The following is a 19,049-nucleotide window of genomic DNA, read 5'->3' on the forward strand; positions in this document are numbered from 1 at the left end:
GAGTCCTGATATCAGCCGATATGGGCGTTGTAGGCGGCCTCATCCATGAGGCCGGCGAGCTGGCTTTCGTCGGCAAGCTTCATCTTCCACAGCCAGCCGGCTCCGGTTGCCGCCGAGTTGACCAGTGACGGATCCGACGACAGCGTGCCGTTGGCTTCGGTGATCTCGCCATCGACCGGCGCGTAGACATCGGAAGCCGCCTTGACGGATTCGACCACGACGGCGGTATCGCCCTTGGTCAATTTCTTGCCGATCTCCGGCAGTTCGACGAAGACGAGATCGCCGAGCTGCTCCTGCGCATAGTCGGTGATGCCGACAGTGGCGATGCCGCCCTCGACGCGGAGCCATTCGTGATCTGATGTGAAATAGGTCGTTGCCATTGAGATCATCCTTTGCGGTAGCGATGCGGTGTGAAGGGCAGGGAGCTGATATCGACCGGGATTTTCGTGCCGCGAACATCGGCGAAGACCCGTGTTCCGGGCTTGGCCAGCGGTGCCGCGACATAGCCCATGGCGACCGGATGGCCGGCCGAGGGGCCGAAGCCGCCCGACGTGACATGGCCGGCGGGCTTGCCGTCGGCGTCAAAGAGCGCAGCACCGCCACGCACCGGCTGGCGGCCTTCCGGCCTCAGGCCTACGCGCTTTTGCGCGGGTCCTCGTTCCACGGCGGCACGCAGCGCATCGGCGCCGATGAAAGTGCCGGAAGCGCGGATGTCCTTCGGGATCGCCCACATCAAGGCGGCGCTGGCCGGGTCGGTCTCCGGCGTGATGTCCTGACCATGCAGGCAGAGCCCTGCCTCAAGCCGCAGGCTGTCTCGAGCGGCCAGACCGATCCACAGGACGCGCTCGTCGCCGAGCAGCTTTGCAACGAGATCACGCGCATCGGCCTCTGGAAGCCCGATCTCGAAACCGTCCTCGCCGGTATAACCGGAGCGGCTCATGAACCAGTTCTTCCGCGGTTCGACACCATGCATGAACAGCAGCGAGCCGGTCTCGATGCCGACGCGGGAAAGGGCTGCCCAGGCTTCAGGACCCTGGATGGCGAGAAAGACGCGGTCGAGCGGCTCGACCCTGACGTCGAAATCCGCGGCAAGCGCACGCAAATGCTTCTCGTCGGCCACGGCATTGCCGGCGTTGGCGACCACCATGAACCTGATATCGCCAAGCCTGGTGATGATCAGGTCGTCCAGAATCCCGCCTGCGTCATTGAGGAAGAAGGACAATTTGGATTGCGAGATTTCGAGCGCGCCTGCATCCAAGGGGCAAGCACGGTTGAGCAGCGCAACCGCCTCCGGCCCGCTGACCTCGAACAGTTTCATATGCGAGATGTCGAAGAGGCCAGCCTGTTCGCGGGTGTGAAGATGCTCCTTCATGACGCCGGCCGGATAGGTCAGCGGCATCGACCAGCCGGCAAAGGCACCAAAGCGCGCACCGGCGGCCACATGGATCTCTTCGAGGGGAAGGTGTTTGGTGTCGTTGCCCGTCATGTCATCTCCAGAGTCGCACGCAATCGGTCGCGAATGGCGACCAGTCCGTGCCCCTCTGTCTGAAGCCTGAGAGACTCGCGCAGCTGGAACTCTGTCAGCGGCGCTTACACCTTCGGCGCGGGGGCAAGCCCCGACTTTCCAGAGTGTCTTTCCCGTCTACGGTTCTTTTGCCTGAGAGATTTCGGGCGATTTCCCCTTCGGCGGCAGCTTTCGCTGCTCTCTCCCGCAAACAGGTAGGACTCAGACCCTGAGTCCTCGACGCGCCATCCATAGCTTGTGCGCGACGGCTTGTCACCTGCCAGCGACATCTAAAGCGAGTCGCGCTGAAACGGATTCGGGCGATGCGCTTTGGCTCTCTGTTTTGATGCATGTCGTTCCCCCAAAACCGCGGCACACTTTTGGGCGACATAGACCGACAAGTCTTCGCTAACCACGCCGTTTGCCGGTTTTTCAAGACACTGCTGATATGTTGGCAGCCATGAGGCTTAGCGCTGGCGCTTGCTGGCAGCGGACGGGGACGACAAATGGGCGAGTTGATCATGAGCGCGCCGGTGGCCGGGCTGACCTCGAAAGGCAGTATCGCCGTGGAGGATTTGGCGATGCTGCGCCATGAGGTGTTCGGCGATGGCGTTGTGACGCGCGGCGAGGCCGAGGCGCTGTTTGCGCTCGACGCCACTGCCAAGGACAAATGCCAGGAATGGCCGCCCTTCTTCATCGAGGCGGTTACCGACTATATCGTTCACCAGGAAAAGCCATCGGGCTATATCTCGCGGGACAATGCCGACTGGCTGATCCGCATGATCTCACGCAACGGCATGGTCGACAGCCGGACCGAACTCGAATTGCTGATCCACGTGCTGGAAGAGGCGAGATCGTCGCCAGGGCCGGCTTTGCGTCTATGCGCTGGAGCAGGTGGCGCATGCCGTTATCGACGGCAACGGGCCGCTGATGCTCGGCGGCGCAATGGTTCCCGGACTGATCGCCAAGGCTGAGGTCGAGCTGCTGCGCCGGATCCTCCATGCCCATGGCGGCGACGGCAACATCGCCATCACCCGCGCCGAGGCAGAGGTGCTGTTCAGGATCAATGAGCGTACCGCTCAAGGACACAACGATCCGTCCTGGAGCGACCTGTTCGTCAAGGCGATCGCCAATTTCGTCATGTGCTCGGCCGGCTACGAAGCGCCGACGCGCGATGTGGCGCTACGCCGGGATGTTTTCCTTGAACAGGCCAATCCGGAAATCGGCGGGTTCTTCAGCCGCATGATCTCCGGCGGCATCGCCGGCATCATGGAAGCCTATCGGTCTCCAGGCGACATCGGGGCCGAGTGGGAAGCCAAGAACAGGGCGGCCGAGGCCCTGGCCCGCCGCGCCGAGATAATCGATGCCGACGAAGCCTCCTGGCTGACCGGGCATATCGGCGCGGACCGGCCTCTCTACGAGAACGAACGCGCGCTGCTGACGCTGATCAAGCAAGCATCGCCGGAAATCCACCCGGCGCTGAGGCCGCTGCTCGACAAGGTCGCCTGACCGGCAAAAGGGTTGCCCGATCAGATCTGGTCTACGTCGATGTATATCCGGGCCAGGCCTTCCCGAACACTGATGGCGATGTGGTCATGCATGAGTCTGTAAGGCCGTGTTCGTTTCCTGCACCAGCATGCGCGTTGCCCGGATCATCGAGGAGGTCGAGAAGGAGCTGGGGAAACCTGTCACCTCGAGCAACCATGCCATAGCCTGGCATACGCTGCGGCTCGGCGGCATTGGCGAGCGGATTGCCGGAAAAGGCGAGCTGTTTCGCCGCTCGCTGTAGGCCTAGCCATCTTTAGAGCCGCAGCGTTTGCGGCATGCGGTTCAGATCCCGCCGTACCAGTCGTAGCCATTGTCTTCCCAATAGCCCCCCCGGCCGCCGCCGACATCGGCAAAGCCGTCGACGAGTTCGATCTTGTAGAGATATTTCGGCATCTTGTAGCCGAGCTGTCGCTCGACGCGGACACGCAGCGGAGCGCCGTTCTCGACCGGCAGCGGCTTCCCGTTCAGCCCATAGGCGAGGATCGTCTGCGGGTGACGGGCATCGACAAGATCGATGGTACCGTAATATTTGATGTCGCCCGACAGGCTGCGGTCGATCGTGTCGAGGCAATGGAACATGACGTAGCGCGCCTGCGGCTTGACTACCGCCTGGTCCAGCACCAGCGACAGCGGCGTGCCGGTCCATTTGGCGATGCAGCTCCAGCCTTCGACGCAGTCATGGCGGGTGATCTGGGTGCGGCTGGGCATGTTCTGAAGCTGCTCGCGGCTGAGCGACAGCGGCTTTTCGACGAGGCCCGAGACCTCCAGCCGCCAGTCGGCGAAGTTGTTCGCGAGCAGACCTTTGTAAACATCGTCGTCCGGTGCCGTGACACCGTTCGGGCGCTGCGGCTGGCGGATGTCGGCCTCGGTGAATTCCTGCGCCAACGCATCGCGCCCAGCAAGCAGGCGTTGGGCCCTGTATGTCAGGCCATTGGCGTTTTCTAGGAAACCGCGTAGGCCGCTGCCGATGCTCAGCTGGCTGTCGAAAGCGTCGCAGCCCGACAGCATGATGCCGGAGGCGCCGAGGCTGGCACCGGTCAGGAATTTGCGGCGGCTGATCTCAAACTTCGCCATGTCACGCACTCCTCTCGGCTGTCTTGTCGTCATGCGCGGGAGGATCGGTGCGATACCAGCCGGTGATGATCGAGCGCAGCTCGTTGATCGGGCCGGCGGCCAGGATCATCAGGATGTGGACGATGAAGAAGGCGACCAGCAGCACCATGACGGTGAAATGGATGGTGCGTGCCGTCTGCCGGCCACCGAGCAGATCGTTGAGGAACGGCAGCACCGCATCCATGCTTGGCGACATCGCCAGGCCGGTGATGATCATCAGTGGCAGGAGCACGAACAGCACCCCGCCGTAGGCCATCTTCTGCAGCGTGTTGTATTCCCGCGTGTGGTGGAATTTGAGCTTTGCGTGGTCGATTATGTCTTGCGGCAGCCGCTTGAGATCATCGAGGCGCGGCGCGAGATCGCGCCGCAGATGGCCGCTCACAGTGCTGGCGACCAGCCAGACGATCAAGGTCGTGGTGAGTATCCAGGCAAAGAAGAAATGGATGACGCGGGCGGTGCCAAGATCATAGTAGGACGGTATCGTCGCCCAGGACGGGAAGGCGCGGGACGTCTCCTGGCCTGCCGGCCCCGACCAGCCGAGCACACCTGTGGTATCGAAGCGTTTGCCGAAGATCTCAGTGTAGCCGCGTGGCCCGGCGTTCGTGTTCTCGGCGCCAATGGCGAAGATGGTGTTGTTGTAGTCGAAGCCCGACTGCTTGCCGATATAGAGCTGCGGGCGGGCATTGAAGATCTGCAGGCCGGACAGCAGCATGAAGAACAGCGAGATAGCCCAGAGCCAATGCGTCAGCCGCGTCCAGCGCGACTGCCGGTAGATCAGCGTTTTTTCGTTCGACGCCGAAGCGCCTGGACCGGCGGCGGATTGGCTTCTGGCAACGGATTCCATCTTGTCTCGTCTCCTGGCCTTGGCGACCTGGCCTGCGCGTTCATTGTCCTCCTGATACGTCGCAATCCAAACCAATGTTTCATCCGATCACGGATTTATTACGGAGCGCCCAGGCTGACGGCGAGATTGACGGCCGCAGCGACGATGACCGTGTTGAAGAAGAACGACAAGATCGAATGGACAAGCACGACACAGCGCATATGCGTCGTCGAGATGTTGGTGTCTGCGGTCTGCGCCGTCATGCCGATCACCGTCGAGAAGTAGAGGAAGTCCCAGCCTTCTGGCCGTTTGTCACCAGGAAACAGCAATCCGCCGACCGGCATCTTCTTCTTGGTCTCGGCGTCGACCGCATCGCCGTCCATCCAGTAGAGATGGGCATAATGGAGCGCTGCCATGGCATGGATGGTGAACCAGCCGAGTGGGATCGACAGCAGCGCGAAGCCGAGCTCGATGGGGTGGGCGCTGTCTTTCTGGTTGATCAGTTGAAACAGCGAGAAGGTGGCAACGCCGACGACAACCAGCGTCACGGCGAAGATGACCAGCACCGGCTGGTCGGTGGCGCGTGCATTCTTGCTCAGATACCTGCCGGTGAACTTCGGCATATGCCCAACGACAAGAATAACGTAGGTGGCAAAGAATGCGTTGGCACCTATCGAATAGACGAGCGAGGCGTGCAGCAGCAACGCCACGACCAGTGCCACAACGCCGAAGCCGAACGACACCGCGAAAAGCATGTGGCGCTGCATGGGAGGCTTCATCGGAGTTTCGGCAGCCATGGCGGTTCCAACCCTTGGATGGCGCTCGGTTTCTATTGTGGTGTGGCGGATTTCAGGGCGCGCCGCAAGATGCGGTCGAGTTCGCCGAGAAACCGCGAGCGGTCCTGCGGTGCGAAGCTGGCATTGTAGCCCTTGCTTTCGCCGGTCTCGCGCAAATGCTGCTTGAGATCGCGCATCGCCACCGCCATGCCGATCGTTTCCGGCGTGAACGGACGCCCCGTGGGCCCAAGCACATGCGCGCCAAGCGCCACCGCGCGGGCGGCCAGCGGAATGTCCGCGGTGATCACGATGTCGTTGCTCCGCGCATTGTCGACGATCCAGTCGTCGGCCGCATCGGCGCCCTTGGACACCACGACATTGCGGATCATCGGATCGCGCGAAGGCCGCAGGCCACCGTTGGAGACGTAGGTGACGACGATGCCATGGCGCTCGGCGACCTTTTCGACCTCGGCCTTGACCGGGCAGGCGTCGGCGTCGACGAGAATGGCGGGTGAGGGCATTGTCTCTCCAGAATAAGCAGGGGCCGGAAACGTGTCCGGCCCCAAACCTGAAATTTCACGACTATCAGGCCGGCAAGGCGCCGGACTTCTTTGCTGTCCAGGTAGCGATATAGTCCATCAGGCCAGGGCTGAGGCAGTCATAGGGCTCGAGCCCGATTGTCCTTAGCTGTGCGCGAATACCGTCCATCCGCTTTGGGTCGACACCCGATTCGATGATCGACGAGACGAAGGCGGCGAAGCCCGGCGGCGACCAACCATCCTCGACAAAGCGCTCGGGGTGGATGAAGCTCAGGCCCTTGAAAGCATGGTCGCGCTCGACCGGACCGTGCATATGGACGCCGCAGCCGGTGCAGGCATGGCGCTGAATCAGCGCACTCGGATCGACCACTTTGAGCTTGTCGCCATTCTCTGTGACGGTGACGTCTCCCGTGCCGGCCACGGCAACGACCGAGAAGATCGCGCCTTCGGGCTTCCAGCACTTGGTGCAGCCGCAGGCGTGATTGTGGGCGATCTGGCCCTTGACCTTCACCTTCACTGGCTTGCTGGTGCAGGCGCACACCAGCGTGCCGCCGGCAAAGCTCGCGCTTTCCTTGGGCAAGCCATTGTCGATCTTCGGATGCAGTTTCTCCGCCATTCTTTTCTCCTCCCAGTTGTGAACCACAGAGGTCGCAGGCCGGCTGGTCGGCGGCTTGTGGTCTTCCTCAGTAAACCACCACACTCCTGATCGATTTGCCCTCATGCATGAGATCAAAACCCTTGTTGATGTCCTCGAGCTTCAGCGTGTGGGTGATCATCGGGTCGATCTGGATCTTGCCGTCCATGTACCAGTCGACGATCTTCGGCACATCGGTGCGGCCACGCGCGCCGCCGAAGGCGGTGCCCATCCAGGTGCGCCCGGTGACAAGCTGGAACGGCCTGGTCGAGATTTCCTGACCGGCGCCGGCCACGCCGATGACGACCGACTTGCCCCAGCCGCGATGCGAGGCTTCCAGCGCCTGGCGCATGACCTTGGTGTTGCCGGTGCAGTCGAAGGTGTAGTCGGCGCCGCCGATCTGGTCGGCGCCGCGCTTGGTCATGTTGACGAGGTGAGGCACGACATCGCCGTCGATCTCCTTCGGATTGACGAAATGCGTCATGCCGAATTTCTCGCCCCAGGCCTTCTTGTCGTTGTTGAGATCGACGCCGATGATCATGTCGGCGCCGGCAAGTTTCAGGCCCTGGATGACATTCAAGCCAATACCGCCGAGGCCGAAGACGACGGCGGTCGCGCCGATCTCGACCTTGGCGGTGTTGATGACCGCACCAATGCCGGTGGTGACGCCGCAGCCGATGTAGCAGATCTTGTCGAAGGGCGCGTCCGGATTGACCTTGGCCAGCGCGATCTCGGGCAGCACCGTGAAGTTGGAGAAGGTCGAGCAGCCCATGTAGTGAAAGATCTTGTCCTTGCCGATCGAGAAGCGCGACGAGCCGTCCGGCATCAACCCTTGCCCCTGCGTGGCGCGGATCGCGGTGCACAGATTGGTCTTGCGAGACAGGCAGGACGGGCACTGGCGGCATTCGGGCGTGTAGAGCGGGATGACGTGGTCGCCCTTCTTGACCGAGGTGACGCCCTTGCCGACATCGACGACCACGCCGGCGCCCTCATGGCCGAGGATGGCCGGGAACAGGCCTTCGGGATCGGCGCCAGACAGCGTGAATTCGTCGGTGTGGCAGATGCCGGTCGCCTTGATCTCGACCAGCACCTCGCCCTCGCGCGGGCCATCGAGGTCGACCTCCATGATCTCCAGCGGCTTTCCGGCGGCGACAGCGACAGCGGCGCGGGTTTTCATCGGGCAATTCCTCCAATGCGAATTTTTTCCAAGGTTTCAGGTTTTATCGACACGATCAACTGGAAGCTGGTGCCGAGACTGGGTCGCGGCGCTGAATTGGAATCGCAAATCGATTGAAAGACAGTGATTTGCATGGTCGGCTTGACCCTGCAAGCGCAGGCCATAAAAGGAACGGTCGACCGAGGGATGACATCAGCATGTTCACCAAAATCCTGATCGCCAATCGTGGCGAGATTGCCTGTCGCGTCATAAAGACGGCGCGCAAGATGGGCATCGCCACGGTTGCCGTCTATTCCGATGCCGATCGCGACGCCGTGCATGTCGAGATGGCCGACGAGGCGGTGCATATCGGGCCTTCGCCCGCCGCGGAGAGCTATCTCTTGCCTGAAAAGATCATCGCTGCCTGCAAGGAGACGGGTGCGCAGGCCGTGCATCCCGGCTACGGGTTCCTGTCCGAGCGGGCGGCGTTCTGTGAGGCGCTGGAAGCGGAAGGCATCATTTTCATCGGCCCAAAGCCCAAGGCGATCAGGGCGATGGGCGACAAGATCGAATCGAAGAAGTTCGCTAACGCCGCCAAGGTCTCCACCGTGCCCGGCTGGCTCGGCGTCATCGAGAATGCCGACCATGCCGAAAAGATCGCCGGCGAGATCGGCTATCCCGTGATGATCAAGGCTTCCGCCGGCGGCGGCGGCAAGGGCATGCGCATCGCCTGGGATCGGTCGGAAGTGCGCGACGGCTTCGACCGGGCGCGTTCGGAAGCCAAGAGCTCGTTCGGCGACGATCGCGTCTTCATCGAGAAATTCGTCGTCGATCCGCGCCATATCGAGATCCAGGTGCTGGCCGACGCGCATGGCAACGCGCTCTATCTTGGCGAGCGCGAATGCTCGATCCAGCGCCGCAACCAGAAGGTCACCGAAGAGGCGCCGTCGCCGTTCCTTGATGCCGCGACACGCAAGGCCATGGGTGAGCAGTCGGTGGCGCTGGCCAGGGCCGTCGACTACCAGAGCGCCGGCACGGTCGAGTTCATCGTCGACAAGGACAAGAACTTCTATTTCCTTGAAATGAATACACGATTGCAGGTCGAGCACCCGGTGACGGAGCTCGTCACCGGCATCGATCTGGTCGAGCAGATGATCCGCGTCGCCGCTGGCGAGAAGCTCGCCTTGATGCAAAGTGATATCAAGCTGAACGGCTGGGCGGTGGAAAGCCGGCTCTATGCCGAAGACCCGTACCGCAATTTCCTGCCATCGATCGGTCGACTGACGCGCTACCGGCCGCCTGAGGAAGGACAATTCGGCGACGTCGTCATCCGCAACGACACCGGCGTCACCGAAGGCTCCGAAATCTCGATGTTCTACGATCCGATGCTCGCCAAGCTGTGCACCTGGGCGCCGACGCGGCTCGCAGCTATCGACGCGATGTCGGAAGCGCTCGACAGCTTTGTCGTCGACGGCATCGAGCACAACATTCCGTTCCTGGCGGCGCTGATGCAGCATCCGCGCTGGCGGGAAGGGCAGATATCGACCGCTTTCATATCAGAGGAATACCCCGACGGCTTCGCGCCGGTCGTACCGAACGGCGATGAGAAAGCCGTGCTGGCGTCGATCGCCACCGCAGTGGAACTGCTGCGCCGCGACCGGCTCGACCGGCTGGGCGGGCGCCTGGCGCCGCATTCGGGAGCGCTGAAGCGCGACTGGGTGGTGAAGATCGGCGATGACTACCTGTCGGCGTCGATCCTCGAGGGCATGATTTCCATCCCGATGGAAGTCGATCTGTCGATCGAGGCGGGCAAGGCGCTGACCGTTGCATCCGACTGGCGGCCGGGCGACCTGATCTGGCGCGGCACGGTCGGCCAACGCAAGGTTACGGCGCAGATCAGGCCGGTTGCCAACGGCTTTCGCATCGCCTGGAAGGGCATGTCGGTGACAGCGCGCGCCATGCTGCCGCGCACCGCCGAGCTGGAAAGGCTGATGCCGGAAAAGATAGCGCCGGACACGTCGAAACTGCTGCTTTGCCCGATGCCTGGCCTTGTCGTGTCGATTGCCGTCGCCGAAGGCCAGGAGGTCAAGGCCGGCGAGACGCTGGCGGTGGTCGAAGCGATGAAGATGGAAAACGTGCTGCGCGCCGAACGCGATCTGGTCGTCTCGAAACTCAACGCCAAGCCGGGCGACAGCCTAGCCGTGGACGCGGTGATCATGGAGTTTGCGTAAGGCTAGCCGAGCAGGCAGCCTGTGATCAGCAGTGGTTTGTGCTGGACTGGCATCGCGCCGTCCCGGACAATACATCTCTATCGACTCAGGACCTTCACGCAGCACCATGGCCGACGAAAAACTTCCCCGCGATCCCCTGAAGCGCGAAGCAGCGATTGCTGCGGCGCGGCCGGAGGCGCCGGCGCGGCCCTTCGTCCATCTGCGCGTGCATTCGGCCTATTCGCTGCTGGAAGGCGCCTTGCAGATCGGCAAGGTGGTGGCTCACGCGGTCAAGGACGAAGCCCCGGCCATTGCCGTCACGGACACCAACAATCTGTTCGGCGCGCTCGAGTTCGCGCAGAAGGCGGTGAAGGACGGCATCCAGCCGATCATCGGCTGCCAGACTGCGCTCGCCTTCTCCGGCGAGAACAGCGATGGCCAGCGCGATCGAAGGCGGCAAGGTCCTGATATGCGGCCGGTCGTCCTGATCGCCGCGACCGAGGCCGGCTATGCCAATCTGGTCAGGCTGGTCAGCCGCGTCTACCTCGAAACGCCGCCCGGCGAGCCGGTGCACCTGACCACCGAAATGATGCAAGGCTATTGTGACGGGCTGATCTGCCTTAGTGGCGGGCCGCGCGGGCCGATCGGCATAGCGCTCAAGGAAGACCGCCGCGATCTGGCCGAGGCACGGCTTTTGACCCTCAAGGCGATGTTCGGCGACCGGCTCTATGTCGAACTGGACCGGGTATCCGGCTATGATCGCGTGATCGAGAAATCCTCGGTCGATCTGGCTTATGCCCATGAACTGCCTCTGGTCGCCACCAACGAGGCGTTCTTCTCGGCCCGCGACGACTATGACGCGCATGACGCGCTGATCGCCATTGCCGAGGGCTCGGTTGTCGCCGCCGACAATCGCCGTCGGCTGTCGCCAGACAATTTCCTGCGCAGCCAGGCCGATATGGCCAGGCTGTTCGCTGACCTGCCGGAGGCGATCGACAACACCGTTGAGATCGCGCTGCGCTGCTCCTACTATCCGAAGAACCGCAACCCGATCCTGCCGCGCTTCACCGGCGGCGATGTCGCCGACAATGACGCGGCCTTGCAGGCGGAAGCCGATGAACTGGCCCGCCAGGCGCATGAGGGGCTCGACGCGCGGCTGGCCGCGCATGGCCCGACAGCCGGCTACACGGTCGAGCAATATCGCGAGCGGTTGAATTTCGAGCTCGGCATCATCACCAAGATGAAGTTTCCCGGCTATTTCCTGATCGTTGCCGACTTCATCAAATGGGCGAAGGCACAGGGCATCCCGGTCGGGCCGGGACGCGGTTCGGGCGCCGGGTCGCTGGTCGCCTATTCGACGACCATCACCGACATCGATCCGCTGCGCTTCTCGCTTCTGTTCGAGCGCTTCCTCAATCCCGACCGCGTGTCGATGCCCGACTTCGATATCGACTTCTGCCAGGATCGGCGTGAGGAGGTGATCCGCTACGTCCAGCAAAAATACGGCCGCGACCAGGTCGGCCAGATCATCACCTTCGGTACGCTGCAGGCGCGCGCCGTGCTGCGCGACGTCGGCCGCGTGCTGCAGATGCCCTATGGCCAGGTCGACAAGCTCTCCAAGATGGTGCCGCAGAATCCGGCCAATCCGGTCAAGCTCGCCGAGGCCATTGCCAACGAACCGCGCTTTGCCGAAGAGGCGGAGAGGGAGCCTATCGTCCAGACGCTGCTAGACATGGCGCAGAAGCTGGAAGGCCTCTACCGCCATGCCTCGACCCACGCTGCCGGCATCGTCATCGGCGACCGACCGCTGTCGGAACTGGTGCCGATGTATCGTGATCCGCGCTCGGACATGCCGGTCACCCAGTTCAACATGAAATATGTCGAGCAGGCTGGGCTGGTGAAATTCGACTTCCTCGGCCTGAAGACGCTGACCGTGCTGGAGACGGCGGTGAAGCTGATCCGCCGGCGCGGCATCGAGATCGACCTGGCGACGATCCCGCTCGACGATCCCGACACCTATGCCATGCTGTCGCGCGGCGAGGTGGTCGGCGTGTTCCAGGTGGAAAGTGCCGGCATGCGCAAGGCGCTGATCGGCATGCGGCCCGACTGCATCGAGGACATCATCGCGCTGGTCGCGCTCTACCGGCCGGGGCCGATGGAGAACATCCCGACCTACAACGCCCGCAAGCATGGCGAGGAGGAGATGGCGTCGATCCATCCCAAGATCGACCATCTGGTGAAGGAGACGCAAGGCGTCATCGTCTACCAGGAACAGGTGATGCAGATCGCGCAGGAGCTGTCCGGCTATTCACTCGGCGAAGCCGATCTGCTGCGCCGCGCCATGGGCAAGAAGATCCGCGCCGAGATGGACAAGCAGCGCGAGCGCTTCGTCTCCGGCGCGGTCGAGCGTGGCGTCAGCAAGCCGCAAGCCGACTTCATTTTCGACCTGCTGGCCAAGTTCGCCGACTATGGTTTCAACAAATCGCACGCCGCCGCCTACGCGGTGGTTTCGTACCAGACCGCCTATCTCAAGGCGCATTATCCGGTCGAGTTCCTGGCGGCGTCGATGACGCTCGACATGGGCAACACCGACAAGCTCGCCGATTTCCGCCAGGACGCGCTGCGCCTCGGCATAGAGGTTCTGGCACCGTCGGTGATATCGAGCTTTCGTCCCTTCGAGGTCGGTGAGAACCGCATCTACTATTCGCTGGCCGCGCTCAAGGGCGTCGGCGACGCGGCGGTGGAGCACATCGTTGCCCAGCGTGGCGAAAAGCCGTTCAAGAACCTCGCCGATTTCTGCGAACGGGTCGATCCCAAGATCGTTGGCAAGCGCGTCTTCGAAAGCCTGATCATGGCCGGCGCGCTCGACTGCTTCGGCCACGACCGCGCGTCGATGATGGCGGGCGTGGAACGCATGATGGGGCTGGCGTCGCTGGCGCAGCAGAACGCGGTTTCCGGCCAGCACGACATCTTCGGCGCCTCGCTCGGCGCCCAGTCGCAGGCACTCAATCTGCCGGCGACGGATCCGTGGCTCGCCGCCGACCGGCTGCATCGCGAATTCCAGGTGGTCGGCTTCTATCTCTCCGCCCACCCGCTCGACGAGTACAAGGCGGCCCTGCAGAAGATGCGGGTGCAGACATGGGCCGAGTTTTCGGCGGCCGTCAAACGCGGTGCCGCCGCCGGCCGTCTGGCCGGCACGGTAACATCCAAGCAGGAGCGCAAGACGCGCACTGGCAACAAGATGGGCGTCATCGCCTTTTCCGATACATCCGGCCAGTATGAAGCCGTGCTGTTTTCGGAAGGGCTGGCGCAGTACCGCGACCTGCTCGAGGCCGGCCGCTCCGTCGTTATTACCGTTGCGGCCGAGGACAGGCCGGAAGGCGTCAATTTGCGCATCAACTCGGTACAGTCGCTGGAGGATGAGGCAAGTCGCATCCAGAAGGCATTGCGCATTTTCGTGCGCAACGCGACACCGATCAACACATTGGCCGGCCAACTGGCCGTCAGGGGCGAAGGCCAGGTCAGCTTCGTGCTGATCAAGGAAGAAGGCGAAGGCGAAATCGAGATCGAGCTGCCCAACCGCTACCGGATTTCGCCACAGATCGCCTCGGCGATGCGCGCGGTGCCGGGCGTGGTCGAAGTGGAGCTGGTGTGAACCACATTCGTTGAGCACGTCCGAAAGATCATGAATTGGGCTTTCGAAAACGAGCGCCGCGGCCGCGCCGCTGTCGTCGACAAAGGAGTTTCTCGCCATGCCCAGCCGCGAACGCGTTGAAGCCTTCCTCAATGAGGTGGTCGAAGGCAGCCATGTCCGGGCGATCGCCGACTTCTACCATGACGATGCGACCATGCAGGAGAATCTCGGCGTCCCGCGTAGGGGCAGGGAAGCGCTGATGGCACGCGAGCAATCGGTTCTGGACCGGATCCAGAAGATGCATACGCATCCCGTCCAGATTTTTCTGGTCGATGGCGACACCGTCGCCATCCGCTGGACATTCGACAGGATCGACAAGGACGGCACCGTCCGGCGCCTGGAAGAGGTGGCGCTTCAGCAGTGGCGCGGTGACCGCATTGCCAAGGAGCAATTCTTCTATGACACGGCCACCGCCTGGGGCCTTGTCGGACCCGACGGCACAGTGGTGCAAAGCTGAGCGATTCCGTAACTTAAGCCACTGGACGGCCTTGGCTGTGGACGCTACGCAATCGTCATGAAAGCGGCGGACAAGTACGGATTGCAGGAGAATTCGGCCATGGCGTGGCTGCGCGACCGGCTGCGCAAGCTCTATCACGGGCGCACGCCGGCTGCTTTCCGGTTCCAACTGGTGGCTGTCGTCATCGACCTCGCCATCATCGCGTTCTTCATCGCCACGCCGGTCCTTCAGGACAAACCTTCGTTTCTCTGGCTCGATTATTCGGTGGCGGCATTGGTCGCCGCCGACATGATTGCCCGGCTGCTCGCCTCCAACGACATGTTGCGGCTGATAAGGCAGCCAACATCGTGGGTCGACGCCTTCATCCTCTTGACACTGCTGATGCCAACGGCGTTCGCCAATCTCGCCTTTCTGCGCATCCTGCGGCTGTGGTCGCTGTCGCGCAGCGGTTCGCTCTGGCGGCATCTCGAGATGCGCGGCCTGCGACCCTGGCGCGAGGCGAGCCACGCAGTCATCAATCTTTTGACGTTCCTGTTCGTCGTCACCGGCTTCGTCTACACCTTCTTCTTCCGCACCGGCGCCGGCCTCGAAAACTATATCGACGCGCTTTATTTCACCGTTGCCACGGTGACGACGACCGGCTTCGGCGACATCGTGCTGCCAGGCATGGCCGGCAAGCTGACGGCAATCGTCACCATGATCATCGGCATATCGCTGTTCGTCAGGCTTGCTCAGGCGATCTTCCGGCCGGCCAAGGTGTTCTTTCCCTGTCCGCAGTGCGGCTTGCAGCGGCATGAGCCGGATGCGGTGCATTGCAAGGCCTGCGGCCATGTCCTGAACATTCCCGATGACGGGAACTGACCGGCGGCAGTGCTACGACGCCGCCACTTCAGCCGGCTTCATCGGCCTGCGCTGTAGGTTGAGCAGGTTGCTGGCCAGGATCAGCAGCGCGCCGCCGGCGGTGAAGGCGTTGTTGATCTGCTCCTGACACAGCAACCAGCCGTTGGCCTATCCGGATGTGCCGCTCTTACGACGAGAGCATAAAATTCCGCCAATTACTTGATGAACCAAATTGCTCGCCGATGGGGCACGGCTCTCGTATATCATTGACTAACTTGTTCTTGCTAACGTTGCTGCCAGGCAGCGGAAATGTTTGATGTAGCCTGGTCGTCAGTAAGGCTTACGATTGGGCGGAGCGAGGCACGATGATCGCGAAGGCAGATTTTGCGGCGGTCCAGACCGATCTGAATGTCCTGCACGCCGATGATGCGGGGGCGCCTCTCGTGTCGGCCATTATTCCTTGCCTGAACGAGGAGCGCACGCTCGGCATCTGCATCCAAAAGGCTCTCGATGTTTTTGCAAAGCGGGGCATCGCGGGCGAGGTCGTCGTCGGAGACAATGGGTCGAGCGATCGCTCGGTTGAGATTGCAGAGTCCCTCGGTGCGCGTGTCGTGCACCAGCGTGTCAAGGGATACGGCGCGGCGATCAGCGCGGCGGCTGAATCCGCACGAGGCAAGTATCTCGTCATGGCGGATGCAGACGATTCCTACGACTGGAGCAGCCTCGGAGATTTCATCGACGCATTGGAGGATGGTGCCGAACTGGTCATGGGTGATCGCTTTGCGGGCGGTATCGAGCCCGGCGCCATGCCTCCGCTGCATCGATATCTCGGCAACCCTGTGCTTTCAATAATTGCCCGTTGGCTTCATCATTCGCCGATACACGATTTTCATTGCGGCATGCGCGGGTTCACCCGCGATGCGTTTCTCAGGATAGGCGCGCGCTCACCCGGCATGGAATTCGCCTCGGAGATGGTCATCAACGCGCATCGCGCAGGCTTGGTGATCCGCGAGGTGCCGATCAAGCTCTATCCGGACAAGCGTGGCCGCCCACCGCATCTGCGTTCATTCCGCGACGGCTGGCGCCACCTGCGGCTGATCGTGGCCCATGCACCCAACACCATGTATCTCATACCAGGGGCGACCTTGCTGGTGACCGGCATTGCCGGCCTGGCGATCCTCGCCGCGGGGCCTGTTCGGATCGGCGGGTGGTATTTCGGAATTCACTTCGTCGCGCTCTCCGCCATGGCGACATTGATTGGCCTTTCGGCGATCCTTTTCGGCATGCTCGCTAAGGTGGCGATCGCCATTTATCACCCAGTCCACGGAGGTCGAATCGTGCCCTGGCTGATGCGCGGCCGCCCGTTGGAATGGCTGGTCTTTTCCGGTGGCGTGCTCGCGGCGGCGGGGTTTGTCGCGGAGGTGCTGCTGGCGCTGCGTTGGATTTTTGTCGGCGGGCCAATGGAGCAGTCGGTGCACCTGACCTTTGTGATCACCACCGCCTGCGTGGCCGGCATGTCCATGGTGCTGTCCGGCTTTGTACTTAAGTTGCTGCTTGATAATCTGGAGTGACAGGCATGGGTTCTGATCGCTCGACTGGCTTCCGAGCCGAAACTCGGGCAGGTGGCTGTGTCGACGAAAAGCCATTTCTGTCCGTCGTCATGCCGGTCCACGAAGGGGCGGCGTGGATTGATGCGACACTTGACTCGCTAGCTGCTGAGCCGACCGGCAACCTGGAAATAATCGTTGTCGATAGCAGCCCGACGGGCACCACTGCTGCCATCGTGGAGCGATTTGCTCACCGATTACCCCTTCGGCTGATTCAGCGAAGGGATCTCGCGCCTTGGCAAACGAAGACAAATTTAGGCGTCGAGTTGGCGGCCGCTGATCACGTCTGCATCCTCCACCAAGATGACCTGTGGCTGCCCGGGCGCGTTGAGGCCGCGCACCGCTGGCTCGCGACCTCTCCCGAGGCCGGGCTTCATTTGGCCCCGACCGCCATCATTGACCGCTACGGCCGCCGAATTGGGCGCTGGAACTGCCCTTTGCCGGCTGACGAGGTACTTGGAGGTCAATTCCTGCTGGAGCGGCTGCTTGTTCAAAACTTTATTTCTGTGCCCGCTCCGATATTCCGCAGAACCGCATGGCTAGCATGTGGAGGCATGGATGAGAAACTCTGGTATACGGCAGATTGGGACATCTGGGCGAAGCTCGCCTGTACCGGTCCGGTCGTTTATCACGACGAGATCACTACGGCCTTTCGGGTTCACGGCAGTTCGTTAACTGTAACCGGATCCCGTGACGTCAGGGAATTCCGGTCGCAAATGCAGATTGTCGTGGAGCGCCATCTTTCCCGGCTTCCGGCGAGCAGCCGACGCTGGGTTGAACCTGCCGCTCTGGCGTCGATCAGCGTCAATGTATTGCTGGCCGCCGCATCGGGCGGCAATTTGAAGGCCCTGGTTCGCGCGGCTTGTATTGTACTTTCGCTCGGACCGATCGGAATGAGGCGCTATTTGCGCGACTCGCGGTTGCGGGAGCGTGTCATTTGCCGGCTTCGCGCGAAGTTGACAGGAGCTTTCTGAGGCCGATGTACAATCGAGTTATAGCCACGGATAAGCAGATGGGGCAGGAGCGTTACGCGGGCAGCCGCAAAAGACCGCTTTTGGAACGAGGGTGGCGGTATACGCTGGTGGGGTTGATGTGCGCCATTGCCCACAACGCCATCATGATTGTGGTCGATCAATTGGGGGGACATTACCTGCTGGGCATCCTGATCTCATTCTTGGCTGTCACACCGATCGGATACGGACTGCACAGCCGGTTCACCTTTGCCGAGCCACTTCGCTTGAAGGCATTCACGCGTTTCGCAGGAGGCGTGGTTGCGGCTTATCCGATCTCGGTAGCTATGATGGTCGTCCTCTGTTCCGGCTTCGATCTTAGTGTCCCGATTGCGACCCCAATCGCCACCATCGCCCTATTCGCTTGGAACTTTGCCGCCGCGCACTGGGCCATCCTGCCGCGTCTCCATCTGTACCCCGCAGCCGTACCGACGGCACCACCCACTCACCCGGCGAAACGCCAATCAGCAAGAAACGAGGAATAAGAATGCTGGCACCAGGTCAGGTCGCGCGCAGGGTTCTCGGCCGCCATTTTGAGCGGGTCGGCAATGTATATCGTCGTGTGTTCGTCAACCTCAACCTGATCGCTGATTTTCTTGACGGTGAATTGCCGAACGGCGCGAAGATAGTGGATATCGGCGGCGGTGACGGCGCGCTTATCGAGCGGCTCCTAAATCGACGCCCTGACCTGGCTGTTACGATGTGCGATCTAGCTCCTTCAATCGGTACATTCTTGAGCGACGTACATCGGGCGAGGGTTGAACTCCTGCCTGCGACTGATCTCACCGAGGTGACAGGGCTTTACGATGCTGTCACGATTTCCGACGTCATCCATCACGTGCCGGTCGATCAACGCGACTCATTTTTCAAATCGCTGGCCAGCAGCTGCGAACGCTGGGCTTGCCGGAAGATCATCCTGAAGGACATTGAGCCGGGCGGCGTGCGCGCCACGCTGTCGCTTCTTGCGGACCGGCACATCACCGGGGACAAGCATGTCGTGCTGTTTTCACGCTCGGACTTTGCAGTCATGGCGCGACGGTATTTCCCAAAGGCGCAGAGGGTATCGGCTGTGCCTGACTCGCCGAACTATTGCGAAGTGTTGAGTTGGTAGTCTCGAAACCAACTGACCCGCAAGACA

19 protein-coding genes, 1 pseudogene and 1 riboswitch are annotated in these 19,049 nt (G+C 62.0%); of the genes and pseudogenes, 11 read left to right on the forward strand and 9 right to left on the reverse strand.

The annotated features are described in order from the left end of the window. Positions 1–11: 11 nt before the first annotated feature. Both gcvH and gcvT read right to left on the reverse strand, forming a co-directional pair. Entirely contained in the window at positions 12–380 is a 369-nt protein-coding gene (gcvH, locus tag ASD99_RS28350; RefSeq protein WP_056582391.1) for a glycine cleavage system protein GcvH, read from the reverse strand. A 5-nt stretch (positions 381–385) separates the two neighbouring features. Beyond that, entirely contained in the window at positions 386–1,486 is a 1,101-nt protein-coding gene (gcvT, locus tag ASD99_RS28355) for a glycine cleavage system aminomethyltransferase GcvT (protein ID WP_057145638.1), read from the reverse strand. Between the two features lie 149 nt (positions 1,487–1,635). Next, positions 1,636–1,722, reverse strand: a riboswitch (glycine riboswitch). A gap of 288 nt (positions 1,723–2,010) precedes the next feature. Between gcvT and ASD99_RS35550 the strand changes: the two genes are divergently transcribed. From ASD99_RS35550 to ASD99_RS32880, 3 genes are all read left to right on the forward strand, one after another. Then, entirely contained in the window at positions 2,011–2,478 is a 468-nt protein-coding gene (locus tag ASD99_RS35550) for a hypothetical protein (RefSeq protein ID WP_244497930.1), read from the forward strand. Then, positions 2,399–3,013 (forward strand): hypothetical protein, encoded by a 615-nt coding sequence (locus ASD99_RS35555; RefSeq protein WP_244497932.1) that lies wholly within the window; start codon positions 2,399–2,401, stop codon positions 3,011–3,013. The genes ASD99_RS35550 and ASD99_RS35555 overlap by 80 nt, the downstream gene beginning before the upstream one ends. 106 nt (positions 3,014–3,119) lie before the next feature. Beyond that, positions 3,120–3,293, forward strand: coding sequence for a hypothetical protein (locus tag ASD99_RS32880; protein WP_244482730.1), 174 nt, complete (start codon positions 3,120–3,122; stop codon positions 3,291–3,293). 41 nt (positions 3,294–3,334) lie between these two features. On the opposite strand, the gene ASD99_RS28365 is transcribed toward ASD99_RS32880, so the two are convergent. The 6 genes from ASD99_RS28365 to ASD99_RS28390 form a co-directional block, all read right to left on the reverse strand. After that, a complete protein-coding gene (locus tag ASD99_RS28365; protein ID WP_056582117.1) occupies positions 3,335–4,126 on the reverse strand; it encodes a molybdopterin-binding protein in 792 nt (263 codons plus the stop codon). Position 4,127: 1 nt separating this feature from the next. Next, a complete protein-coding gene (locus tag ASD99_RS28370) occupies positions 4,128–5,009 on the reverse strand; it encodes a cytochrome b/b6 domain-containing protein (protein ID WP_056582119.1) in 882 nt (293 codons plus the stop codon). A 98-nt stretch (positions 5,010–5,107) separates the two neighbouring features. Continuing rightward, positions 5,108–5,785 carry a DUF1345 domain-containing protein gene (locus tag ASD99_RS28375; RefSeq protein ID WP_057145640.1) on the reverse strand — a complete coding sequence of 226 codons (678 nt, stop codon included), beginning with the start codon at positions 5,783–5,785 and terminating at the stop codon, positions 5,108–5,110. A gap of 32 nt (positions 5,786–5,817) precedes the next feature. Then, on the reverse strand, positions 5,818–6,285 hold the full coding sequence (locus ASD99_RS28380; protein ID WP_057145641.1) for a YaiI/YqxD family protein: 468 nt from the start codon (positions 6,283–6,285) through the stop codon (positions 5,818–5,820). Positions 6,286–6,349: 64 nt separating this feature from the next. Next, the gene (gene gfa, locus ASD99_RS28385; RefSeq protein WP_057145643.1) at positions 6,350–6,919 is read right to left on the reverse strand and encodes an S-(hydroxymethyl)glutathione synthase; all 570 of its coding nucleotides are present in this window, start codon (positions 6,917–6,919) and stop codon (positions 6,350–6,352) included. A gap of 67 nt (positions 6,920–6,986) precedes the next feature. Continuing rightward, positions 6,987–8,114: an S-(hydroxymethyl)glutathione dehydrogenase/class III alcohol dehydrogenase gene (locus ASD99_RS28390; protein WP_057145644.1), complete on the reverse strand. Its 1,128-nt coding sequence runs from the start codon at positions 8,112–8,114 to the stop codon at positions 6,987–6,989. 197 nt (positions 8,115–8,311) lie between these two features. Between ASD99_RS28390 and ASD99_RS28395 the strand changes: the two genes are divergently transcribed. From ASD99_RS28395 to ASD99_RS28410, 4 genes are all read left to right on the forward strand, one after another. Next, positions 8,312–10,324 (forward strand): acetyl/propionyl/methylcrotonyl-CoA carboxylase subunit alpha, encoded by a 2,013-nt coding sequence (locus ASD99_RS28395; protein WP_057145646.1) that lies wholly within the window; start codon positions 8,312–8,314, stop codon positions 10,322–10,324. A 106-nt stretch (positions 10,325–10,430) separates the two neighbouring features. Beyond that, entirely contained in the window at positions 10,431–13,958 is a 3,528-nt protein-coding gene (gene dnaE, locus ASD99_RS28400) for a DNA polymerase III subunit alpha (RefSeq protein ID WP_057145648.1), read from the forward strand. A 97-nt stretch (positions 13,959–14,055) separates the two neighbouring features. After that, positions 14,056–14,454 (forward strand): nuclear transport factor 2 family protein, encoded by a 399-nt coding sequence (locus ASD99_RS28405; protein WP_057145650.1) that lies wholly within the window; start codon positions 14,056–14,058, stop codon positions 14,452–14,454. 57 nt (positions 14,455–14,511) lie between these two features. Continuing rightward, a complete protein-coding gene (locus ASD99_RS28410) occupies positions 14,512–15,315 on the forward strand; it encodes an ion channel (RefSeq protein WP_057145651.1) in 804 nt (267 codons plus the stop codon). A gap of 12 nt (positions 15,316–15,327) precedes the next feature. On the opposite strand, the pseudogene ASD99_RS35230 reads toward ASD99_RS28410, so the two are convergent. Beyond that, positions 15,328–15,456 (reverse strand): annotated as a pseudogene (locus tag ASD99_RS35230) (EamA/RhaT family transporter); the annotation flags it as partial. 203 nt (positions 15,457–15,659) lie between these two features. Here ASD99_RS35230 and ASD99_RS28415 point away from each other — a divergent pair. Genes ASD99_RS28415 through ASD99_RS28430 form a run of 4 tightly spaced genes read left to right on the forward strand, consistent with a single transcriptional unit; the run spans position 15,660 to position 19,022 of the window. After that, positions 15,660–16,865, forward strand: a complete 1,206-nt coding sequence (locus tag ASD99_RS28415; RefSeq protein WP_056582136.1) for a glycosyltransferase family 2 protein — start codon at positions 15,660–15,662, stop codon at positions 16,863–16,865. A gap of 5 nt (positions 16,866–16,870) precedes the next feature. Next, positions 16,871–17,875, forward strand: coding sequence for a glycosyltransferase (locus ASD99_RS28420; protein WP_244497933.1), 1,005 nt, complete (start codon positions 16,871–16,873; stop codon positions 17,873–17,875). Between the two features lie 38 nt (positions 17,876–17,913). Then, positions 17,914–18,396 carry a GtrA family protein gene (locus tag ASD99_RS28425; protein ID WP_162252212.1) on the forward strand — a complete coding sequence of 161 codons (483 nt, stop codon included), beginning with the start codon at positions 17,914–17,916 and terminating at the stop codon, positions 18,394–18,396. Between the two features lie 2 nt (positions 18,397–18,398). Continuing rightward, the gene (locus ASD99_RS28430) at positions 18,399–19,022 is read left to right on the forward strand and encodes a class I SAM-dependent methyltransferase (RefSeq protein WP_057145656.1); all 624 of its coding nucleotides are present in this window, start codon (positions 18,399–18,401) and stop codon (positions 19,020–19,022) included. The last annotated feature ends 27 nt before the right edge of the window (positions 19,023–19,049 follow it).

Origin of the sequence: Mesorhizobium sp. Root695, from assembly GCF_001428185.1 — a bacterium.
Lineage (GTDB): Bacteria > Pseudomonadota > Alphaproteobacteria > Rhizobiales > Rhizobiaceae > Mesorhizobium.